The sequence below is a fragment of the Aeromonas sp. QDB18 genome (genome assembly GCF_027705325.1).
Taxonomy (GTDB): Bacteria; Pseudomonadota; Gammaproteobacteria; order Enterobacterales; family Aeromonadaceae; genus Aeromonas; species Aeromonas caviae.
This window is the reverse complement of the sequence record NZ_JAPDBQ010000041.1, coordinates 21,339-28,414: the sequence shown is the minus strand read 5'-3', so window position 1 is coordinate 28,414 and position 7,076 is coordinate 21,339. Positions and strand designations below refer to the sequence as shown.

Here is a 7,076-nt window from a genome sequence, read left to right as displayed (position 1 = left end):
CGATTGGATCGGACATACTGAGTACAGTGAAACCAGAATAGAGCAATTAGATCACATCTTTAATCTGATTGGTATAAGGCCCCATGCACCCTCATGTCGAGCCCATAAAAAAAGAGGCCATAAGGCCTCTCTTTGGTCTGTCGATGAACAGCTCTCGATCAAGCACGACCGGCGCGCTTGCGATCCATCTCGGTCAGCAGTTTCTTGCGGATACGGATGGCTTTCGGGGTGATCTCGACCAGCTCGTCGTTGTCGATGAACTCGAGAGCCTGCTCCAGGGTCATGCGGATCGGCGGAGTCAGCACCTGGGCTTCATCGGTACCGGAGGCACGCATGTTGGTCAGCTGCTTGCCTTTCAGGCAGTTGACGGTCAGGTCGTTGGAGCGGGAGTGGATCCCGATCACCTGGCCTTCGTACACCTCGGTCGCGTGACCGATGAACAGACGACCACGGTCTTGCAGACCGAACAGGGCGAAGGTCAGAGCCTTGCCGGTGGCGTTGGAGATCAGCACGCCGTTCTGACGCTCACCGATGCTGCCACCCTTGTGCGGACCGTAGTGGTCGAAGGTGTGATACAGCAGACCGGTACCAGAGGTCATGGTCAGGAACTCGGTCTGGAAGCCGATCAGGCCACGGCTCGGGATGATGAAGTCCAGACGGACGCGACCCTTGCCATCCGGGGTCATGTTGGTCATCTCGCCTTTACGCAGGCCGAGCTGCTCCATCACGGAACCCTGATGCGCTTCTTCCACGTCCACAGTAACGGTTTCGAACGGTTCTTGCAGTTCGCCATCCACGGTACGCAGGATAACTTCCGGACGGGATACCGCCAGTTCGTAACCTTCGCGACGCATGTTTTCGATCAGGATGGAGAGGTGCAGTTCACCACGGCCGGAGACGCGGAACTTGTCCGGATCTTCGGTCTCTTCCACGCGCAGGGCCACGTTGTGGACAAGCTCCTGGTTCAGACGCTCCAGAATGTTGCGGGAGGTGACGAACTTGCCTTCTTTACCGGCGAACGGCGAGGTGTTGACCTGGAAAGTCATGTTCACGGTCGGCTCGTCAACGGAGAGCGGCGGCAGGGCTTCGACGGCACTGTTGTCACAGATGGTGTCGGAGATCTTCAGCTCGCCCAGACCGGTGATGGCGATGATGTCGCCCGCTTGCGCGTCGGTCACTTCGGTACGGGACAGGCCCAGGTAGCCCAGCACCTGACCGACCTTGCCGGTACGCGGTTTGCCGTTGGCACTGACGATGGTGACCTGCTGGTTGGTCTTGACGCGACCACGAGTGATGCGGCCGATACCGATGACGCCCACGTAGGAGTTGTAGTCCAGCTGGGAGATTTGCATCTGGAAGGCACCGTCAACGTCGCCCTTCGGGGCTTCCACGTTGTCGACGATGGCCTGGAACAGGGGTTCCATGTTCTCGGACGGGACGTCCTGATCCAGGGTGGCCCAACCGTTCAGTGCAGAGGCGTAAACAACCTTGAAGTCCAGTTGCTCATCGGTGGCACCCAGGTTGTCGAACAGATCGAAGACCTGATCCATTACCCAGTCAGGACGAGCACCCGGACGGTCGATCTTGTTGATGACCACGATGGGCTTCAGACCCTGGGCGAACGCCTTCTGGGTCACGAAACGGGTCTGCGGCATCGGGCCGTCAACGGCGTCGACCAGCAGCAGCACGGAGTCAACCATGGAGAGTACACGCTCAACTTCACCACCGAAGTCGGCGTGACCCGGGGTATCCACGATGTTGATGCGGTAGTCGTTCCAGCGGATCGCAGTGTTCTTGGCGAGAATGGTGATGCCACGTTCCCGTTCCAGATCATTGGAGTCCATGATCCGTTCCTGACCTTCGCTGGTGCGATCCAGAGTGCCGGATTGCTGCAGCAGCTTATCAACCAGAGTCGTTTTGCCGTGGTCAACGTGCGCAATAATCGCAATATTGCGTAAATTCTCTAACATTCTCGCCTCAAATCACCGGGTAAAATTGGGCGCTAATTGTACTCTCGCCTTTGTGATCTGCCTAGCAGAATTGCAACACATTCACACACAACAAAGGATCAGGATCATGGACCCCGCAGCAAAAGGCTGCTTAGATGGCCTGGATACGCTGGCGCACCATCTCGGTGCACCAAAACGATCCAAGGTTGCACCACTTTAATGCAGCAACCGGCATGAGAACGGGTTTTTCGACAGCCTGAAACGGTGCAAGTGCCCTGAAATCAAGCTGTCACAAACTTGGCACGATACTGGCTTATGTGAATGTGACGACGCATTCACCCAAAGAGTTTTAACACCGGAGGTTACTTAGCATGTCAGCCCAGAACGTTTTGGCCCTGATCCAGGAACACGAAGTCAAGTTTGTTGATCTGCGTTTTACCGACACCAAGGGTAAAGAGCAGCACGTATCCATCCCTTCCCACCAGGTTGACGAAGACTTCTTCGAAGACGGCAAGATGTTCGATGGTTCCTCCATCGGCGGCTGGAAGGGCATCAACGAGTCTGACATGGTGCTGATGCCGGACCCGGCTTCCGCCAAACTGGACCCGTTCACCGAAGAGACCACTCTGAACATCGTCTGTGACGTGCTGGAACCCGCCACCATGCAAGGCTATGACCGCGATCCGCGCTCCATCGCCAAGCGTGCCGAAGATTTCCTGAAGTCCAGCGGCATCGCTGACACCGTGCTGTTCGGGCCGGAGCCGGAATTCTTCATGTTCGACAACATCACCTTCTCCAACACCATGGGCCACAGCTTCGTGAAGATCGAATCCGAAGAAGCTGCCTGGAACTCCGGTACCGACTACGAGCACGGCAACAAGGGTCACCGTCCGTTCGTCAAGGGTGGTTACTTCCCGGTTGCCCCGGTTGACTCCTCCCAGGACATCCGTGCCGCCATGTGCCTGGTGCTGGAAGAGATGGGCCAGGTCGTCGAAGCTCACCACCACGAAGTGGCGACCGCCGGTCAGAACGAGATCGCAACCCGCTTCAACACCCTCACCCTGAAGGCTGACGAAGTGCAGGTCCTGAAGTACGTGATCCACAACGTGGCCCACGCCTACAACAAGACCGTCACCTTCATGCCGAAACCCATGTTCGGTGACAACGGCTCCGGCATGCACTGCCACCAGTCCCTGGCCAAAGACGGCGTCAACCTGTTCGCAGGCGACCTGTACGGCGGTCTGTCCGAGATGGCACTGCACTACATCGGCGGCATCATCAAGCACGCCAAGGCCATCAACGCCTTCGCCAACCCGACCACCAACTCCTACAAGCGTCTGGTGCCGGGCTATGAAGCACCGGTCATGCTGGCCTACTCCGCCCGCAACCGCTCTGCCTCCATCCGTATCCCGGTCGTGCCGAGCCCGAAAGCCCGCCGCATCGAAGTACGCTTCCCGGATCCGGCTGCCAACCCGTACCTGGCCTTCGCGGCCCAGCTGATGGCCGGTCTGGACGGTATCATCAACAAGATCCATCCGGGCGATGCCATGGACAAGAACCTGTACGATCTGCCGCCGGAAGAAGCCGCCGAAGTGCCGACCGTTGCCGGTTCCCTGGACGAAGCGCTGTCCGCACTGGATGCAGACCGTGAGTTCCTGACCCGTGGTGGCGTGTTCAGCGATGACTTCATCAACTCCTACCTGGAACTGAAACAGCAGGATGTTGACCGCGTGCGCATGACTCCGCACCCGCTGGAGTTCGAGCTGTACTACTCCGTCTAATCCGCTTTCCCATGATAAACCCGCCATCTGGCGGGTTTTTTTCATTCTGGCAACGGAAATACCGCCAAACGGGCACGATCGTACAGAAAGATGATCCCGTTCACGGAGCCGTACCACCCTCGGCTGTTCACACCCCGACCCCGTGGTTTTTCTCTGATAGGATTAAGGTGAACCCCGTCAAGGAGAGATGGATGAACACTGTACCCTGGCTGCTGAGCCTCCTGCTGATGGCCTCCTGTTCCGCACAGGCCGCCCGCGTCTACTCCTGGGTCGATCCCCAGGGGGTGACCCACTACACCGATGCCCCCCCTCCCGGCAAGAGCGCAAAAGAGGTGGACCTGCGGGTCTCGCCGCTCATCGGCACAGCCCCCCACTCGGTCCAGGTGGACAACTTCAACAGCCTGACCGGTGTCGATGCCAGGAAAGCCCTGGAAGCCGCTCCCCTGGAGATCGACCTCATCTCTCCGGAACCGGGCAGCACATTGCGCGACAATACCGGCAACATCGTCTTCCAGGGCGAGATCTCTCCCCAGGTCCCGGTGCAATACGATGTGCGTCTGATCCTGAACGGCAAGGCGGTGCCCCTGGTTCACAACAGCCTGGCCATACGGGTGGAAAACCTCGATAGGGGCGCCTATGAGGCACGGCTCGAGTTGCTCGCCAAAGACGGTACGATCCTTGCTAAATCTAAGCCAACCACCTTTTACCTGCACAGGGCGTCGGTGAATCAGGCTCCCAGAGCCTCCCCCAAGGCCAATTAGGGGTGATGTGACGCACCGATGCGGGTAAACTTGATGCACTATATTGGTGCATTCTAGGTGTACAGCACCGTTTTAGGGAGAAACCTGTGCCAACCCGCTCGGACAACGCCAAGACACTCTTGGACAACCTGCTGACCGCCGTCATTCTCATGGATGAACGTCTCTGCATTCAATTCGTCAACCCGGCGGCAGAGCAGCTGCTTTCCCTCAGCGAACGACGACTGATCGGCATCGAACTGCCCCACCTGCTGGAACACATCTCTCTCGATCTGCAGCGTTTCAAACAGTGCCTCATTTCGGGGCAGGGCTTCACCGACAGCGAAGTCACCCTGGTGGTGGAGGGGGAGCCCAGGCTGGTAGAGATCAGCGTCAGCCCCATGGCCGATCATGAACAGCGACTGATGGTGGTAGAACTGCGCAAGATCGATCAGCAGAAGAAGATCAGCCAGGAGCTGCAGCAACACGCCCAGCAGCAGGCCGCCAAGGAGCTGGTGCGCGGCCTGGCGCACGAGATCAAGAACCCCCTGGGGGGATTGCGCGGCGCGGCCCAACTACTGCAAAAGGAGTTGCCCGACCCGGCCTTGCGTGAATACACCGGCATCATCATCGAGCAGGCCGATCGCCTGCGGGTGCTGGTCGACAGGTTGCTCGGTCCCCAGCGTCCCGGCCGTCACCAGATGCACAATGTTCACTCCGTGCTGGAGCAGGTGCGCCGTCTGGTGGACCTGGAGCTGCCGCCGCAGATCCGCATCGAGCGGGACTACGACCCCAGCATCCCCGAATTCGAGATGGAATCGGACCAGCTGCAACAGGCGTTCCTGAACATAGTGCGCAACGCCGCCGAGGCCCTTGGGGATCAGGACGGCCTCATCCGCATCAAGACGCGCACCGCCTTCCAGATCACCATCCATGGCCAGCGCTATCGCCTGGCGGCCGAAATCAAGATCATCGACAACGGCCCCGGCATTCCCGACGCCATTCGCGACACCCTCTTCTATCCCATGATCACCGGCAAGGACGGGGGAACAGGCCTGGGCCTCTCCATCGCCCAGAACCTGATCGATCAGCACAAGGGGCGCATCGACTGCATCAGCTGGCCGGGCCACACCGAATTCACCATTTATTTACCACTTCGCAAGTAAGGGAACCTCATGACAGCAAAAGTGTGGATCGTCGATGACGACAGCTCCATCCGGTGGGTTCTGGAGCGCACCCTTGGCAGCGAAGGCTTCGAATGCGAAAGTTTCGCCGACGGCGAAGCCCTGCTGAGTTCACTGGAGATGCGCTCACCGGACGTGATCCTCTCGGATATTCGCATGCCGGGCATCGACGGCCTGAGCCTGCTGGAGCAGATCCATCGCCGCCAAGCCGATCTGCCCATCATCATCATGACGGCCCACTCGGACCTCGACTCCGCGGTCAACGCCTACCAGCGCGGCGCCTTCGAATACCTGCCCAAGCCGTTCGACATCGACGAGGCGGTCACCCTGGTACGCCGGGCCGAGAACCACCTCAAGGAGCAGCGGACCAAGCGCAAGGCTCGCCAACAGGAAGCCACCACCACCCCGGAGATCATCGGCGAAGCCCCTGCCATGCAGGAGGTGTTCCGCGCCATCGGCCGGCTGTCGCGCTCCAGCATCTCGGTGCTCATCAACGGTCAAAGCGGTACCGGCAAGGAGCTGGTTGCCCATGCCCTGCACAAGCACAGCCCCCGGGCCCACAAGAACTTCATCGCCCTCAACATGGCGGCCATCCCGAAAGATCTCATCGAATCCGAGCTGTTCGGTCATGAGAAGGGAGCCTTCACCGGCGCCAACAACATTCGTCACGGCCGCTTCGAACAGGCCGATGGTGGCACCCTGTTTCTCGACGAAATAGGCGACATGCCGCTGGACGTGCAGACCCGGTTGCTGCGGGTTCTGGCGGACGGGCAGTTCTACCGGGTTGGTGGCCACCAACCGGTGCAGGTGGATGTGCGGATCATTGCCGCCACCCACCAGAATCTGGAGAAACGGGTCGCCGACGGCGAGTTTCGGGAAGACCTGTTCCACCGCCTCAACGTCATCCGCATCCATATTCCGGCCCTCAAGGAGCGCCGGGAGGACATCCCCCAGCTGGCCCAGCACTTCCTGCTGCGAGCCGCCAAGGAGCTGAACGTGGAGGCCAAGAGCCTGCACCCGGATACCCAGACCTACATCAGCCGCCTGCCCTGGCCGGGCAACGTGCGCCAGCTGGAGAACGTCTGCCGCTGGCTGACGGTGATGGCCTCGGGCCAGGAGGTGCTGGTAGGCGATCTGCCCACCGAGCTGCTGACTCCCATCACTAGCACCGCCGAGCCGGGCCAGCCAGCCCTGACCGGTGGCTGGCAGCAGCAGTTGCAGGACTGGGTGGCCGCCAAGCTGGCGCTGGGGGAGACCGATATCCTGGCGGATGCCATGCCCCAGTTCGAACGGATCATGCTGGAGACGGCACTGGATCACACCCATGGTCACAAGCAGGAGGCAGCCCGCCTGCTCGGCTGGGGCCGCAATACCCTGACCCGCAAGCTCAAGGAGCTCGACATTCCCTGAGCCTGCGGGAAAAAC

5 protein-coding genes are annotated in these 7,076 nt (G+C 59.9%); 4 read left to right on the top strand and 1 reads right to left on the bottom strand.

Annotated features, from left to right (window positions below; translation table 11 throughout):
* Positions 1 to 158: 158 nt before the first annotated feature.
* A complete protein-coding gene (gene typA, locus OKC30_RS08775; RefSeq protein WP_043153538.1) occupies positions 159 to 1,970 on the bottom strand; it encodes a translational GTPase TypA in 1,812 nt (603 codons plus the stop codon).
* 350 nt (positions 1,971 to 2,320) lie between these two features.
* Between typA and glnA the strand changes: the two genes are divergently transcribed.
* The 4 genes from glnA to glnG all read left to right on the top strand — a co-directional run bounded on the left by glnA (position 2,321) and on the right by glnG (position 7,061).
* Positions 2,321 to 3,730, top strand: a complete 1,410-nt coding sequence (gene glnA / locus OKC30_RS08770) for a glutamate--ammonia ligase (RefSeq protein WP_010672526.1) — start codon at positions 2,321 to 2,323, stop codon at positions 3,728 to 3,730.
* A 191-nt stretch (positions 3,731 to 3,921) separates the two neighbouring features.
* Positions 3,922 to 4,491, top strand: a complete 570-nt coding sequence (locus tag OKC30_RS08765) for a DUF4124 domain-containing protein (protein WP_119197046.1) — start codon at positions 3,922 to 3,924, stop codon at positions 4,489 to 4,491.
* A gap of 86 nt (positions 4,492 to 4,577) precedes the next feature.
* Positions 4,578 to 5,633: a nitrogen regulation protein NR(II) gene (gene glnL, locus OKC30_RS08760; protein WP_103858173.1), complete on the top strand. Its 1,056-nt coding sequence runs from the start codon at positions 4,578 to 4,580 to the stop codon at positions 5,631 to 5,633.
* Between the two features lie 9 nt (positions 5,634 to 5,642).
* Positions 5,643 to 7,061 carry a nitrogen regulation protein NR(I) gene (gene glnG / locus OKC30_RS08755; RefSeq protein WP_010672523.1) on the top strand — a complete coding sequence of 473 codons (1,419 nt, stop codon included), beginning with the start codon at positions 5,643 to 5,645 and terminating at the stop codon, positions 7,059 to 7,061.
* Positions 7,062 to 7,076: the final 15 nt, after the last annotated feature.

Bases quoted from the DNA above. Each gene is read 5' to 3' on its own strand.
- glnA (WP_010672526.1), top strand. From the start codon at position 2,321: ATGTCAGCCCAGAACGTTTTGGCCCTGATCCAGGAACACGAAGTCAAG.
- typA (WP_043153538.1), bottom strand. From the start codon at position 1,970: ATGTTAGAGAATTTACGCAATATTGCGATTATTGCGCACGTTGACCAC.
- glnG (WP_010672523.1), top strand. From the start codon at position 5,643: ATGACAGCAAAAGTGTGGATCGTCGATGACGACAGCTCCATCCGGTGG.
- OKC30_RS08765 (WP_119197046.1), top strand. From the start codon at position 3,922: ATGAACACTGTACCCTGGCTGCTGAGCCTCCTGCTGATGGCCTCCTGT.